Annotated in this window: 2 protein-coding genes; both read right to left on the bottom strand. The window is 44.0% G+C overall.

Annotated elements, in window-relative coordinates; genetic code table 11:
* Positions 1-155: 155 nt before the first annotated feature.
* Positions 156-1,724: an L-glutamate gamma-semialdehyde dehydrogenase gene (pruA, locus tag GC102_RS16135; RefSeq protein WP_171690470.1), complete on the bottom strand. Its 1,569-nt coding sequence runs from the start codon at positions 1,722-1,724 to the stop codon at positions 156-158.
* Between the two features lie 26 nt (positions 1,725-1,750).
* Positions 1,751-2,588 (bottom strand): proline dehydrogenase family protein (locus GC102_RS16130; protein WP_171690469.1); only part of this gene is annotated, 838 nt, incomplete at its 5' end.

Here is a 2,588-nt window from a genome sequence, read left to right as displayed (position 1 = left end):
GTTTCAATCACCAGCTGCGTTCTTGCCAACACATCTACATTTTCCACATTTTCTACCTTAACGCTCATCTCATTTTTTCCCCCTAGTATTTATAGATAAGATAAGTACTCTTAAAAAAGAGCCCTCCATGTAATTATAGAGGGCCCCACACAGCCTTAAATTTTGCGGGACGTTAATTTAGCTTGTGTAAAGAGCAATAGGTAGTCATAACCGCCTGCTTTGGAATCTGTACCTGACATATTGAATCCGCCAAACGGGTGTACGCCGACTAGAGCACCTGTACATTTACGATTGATGTACAAGTTACCGCAATGTACGGTCTCCAGAGCTTCAGCGATACGTTCCTCATCCGTGGAGAAGTAAGCGCCTGTCAAACCGAATTCAGTGTCATTGTAAATCGCGATTGCTTCTTGCCAATCTTTCGCTTTAGCAATAGCGAGCACGGGTCCGAAGATCTCTTCTTGCATAATCCGCGCTTTGCCGCTCACATTACCGAATACGGTAGGTTGGATGTAATAGCCGTTTCCTTCAGCCTTCTCACCGCCGGCAAGCAGAATGCCTTCTTGTTTACCGATTTCGATATATTCCAAAATTCTTTCGTAGGAAGTCTTATCGATAACTGGACCAGCAGCGAAATTGTTTTCTGGCAGCCCGATTTGCAGTTGTTTTGTCAAAGCGGCTACTTTTTCTACAACTTGGTCATACACGGATTCAACAATAACCGCTCTGGAACCAGCCGAACATTTCTGACCTTGGAATCCGAACGCTGATGCGACAATCGCGGATGCTGCTGCATCCAGATCAGCCGTTTCATCGACGATAATGCCATCTTTTCCACCCATTTCAGCAACAACGCGTTTGATCCAAATCTGACCTGGAACCGTGTCCGCGGCCAACTTGTTAATGCGCAGACCTACTTCTTTGGAACCTGTAAAGCTAATGAAACGAGTCTTCGGATGTGTCGTCAAATAATCGCCAACTTCAGCGCCGCTTCCCGGAATGAAATTGATAACACCGTCTGGAAGCCCTACTTCTCGCATCAAAGCAACAAACTTGTGCGCAATGATTGGAGTTGTAGAAGCCGGTTTAAGAAGAACTGTATTACCTGATACAACTGCAGCAGTTGTCATGCCCACGCAAATAGCGAGCGGGAAGTTCCACGGCGGAATAATGACGCCAACGCCAAGTGGGATATAGGAAATCTTATTGTCTTCACCAGCAATTTTGGTTAACGGCCCAGTCTCATTGATTTCGCTCAAACGAATGATTTCCCGAGCATAGAACTCGATGAAATCAATAGCTTCCGCGGTATCTACGTCAGCTTCTACGTAGTTCTTACCTGATTCCAAAATCATAAGAGCAGAAAATTCATGCTTACGTTCACGCATAAGCGCTGCCGCTTTAAACAAATACTCTGCTCGCTTTCTAACATGAACACGCTTCCAAGATTCGAAAGTCTCCAAAGCAGCGACCATTGCTTTTTCCGCTAGTGCCTGATTCGCTTTGCTCACATAACCAATCACTTCATCCACATTACCTGGGTTAATGGATTTGATTTTTGCTTCTGTAACGACTTTCTCTGATCCGATATAAAGCGGGTACTCTTGACCCAATTCCGATTTCACTTTCGCAATAGCAGCTTCCATGGCTTGCTTATTTTCATCCAAAGAAAAATTAGTGAAGGGTTCGTTTGCATAAGGGGTTACTTTTGTCAGTGTGCTCATATTCATTCTCCTCTCCCTTTGCGGGCCTATTTAAACATATTTTTAAGAACAAACCAGACATTCGCTGGCCGCTCGGCTAACCGTCTCATAAAGTATCCAAACCAATCGACACCATAGGGAACGTAGACGCGAACCCGGTATCCTTCCTTAACCAATTGCTTCTGCATCTCTTCACAAATGCCATAAAGCATCTGAAATTCAAATTGATCTCTGGATATTCCATTCTCACTTACGAATTGTTTGGTGAAGTTAATGATCGCTTCATCGTGGCTGGCAATAGCCGAGTAATGACCATTTTTCAAATGCATTTGAATGATTTTTTTATAATTTTCATCGACGTCTTTTTTTTCTGGAAAAGCAACTTGCGGTGATTCCTTATAGGCCCCTTTAACGAGACGCAAGTTGGCACTCAGCGCACTCAAATCCTGGATATCTTGCTCCGTACGGAACAGATAAGCTTGAATCACGATCCCGACATTATCGAACTCTTCTCGAAGCTCACGGTAGATATCAAGAGAAACTTGGCAGTGCGCGTAATCCTCCATATCGATCCGAACAAAATTACCATATTTGCGCGCTCGATTCAGAATTCGTTTCATATTGTTTACGCAAAGCTCTTTGCTGATATCTAGGCCGAGTGATGTCATTTTCAATGAAAGATTGGACTGTACACCTGAGCTAGCAATGGCATCTAATGTTTGTATGCACATATCAGCGGACAATGTAGCTTCTTCTTCACTAAAGACGAATTCTCCTAGATGGTCTAAAGTTGCGATTCGGCCATCCTTATTGAGCCCGCTTACAGCATCAATGGATTGTTTGATGGTTTCACCAGCTACGAAACGGGCAGCTCCAAAACGAAGG

This window comes from Paenibacillus germinis (assembly GCF_013141785.1).
Taxonomy (GTDB): Bacteria; Bacillota; Bacilli; order Paenibacillales; family NBRC-103111; genus Paenibacillus_E; species Paenibacillus_E phytorum.
This window is presented reverse-complemented; position numbering and strand designations above follow the sequence as displayed.

Coding starts and splice junctions, on each gene's coding strand:
- pruA (WP_171690470.1), bottom strand. CDS start 1,724: ATGAGCACACTGACAAAAGTAACCCCTTATGCAAACGAACCCTTCACT.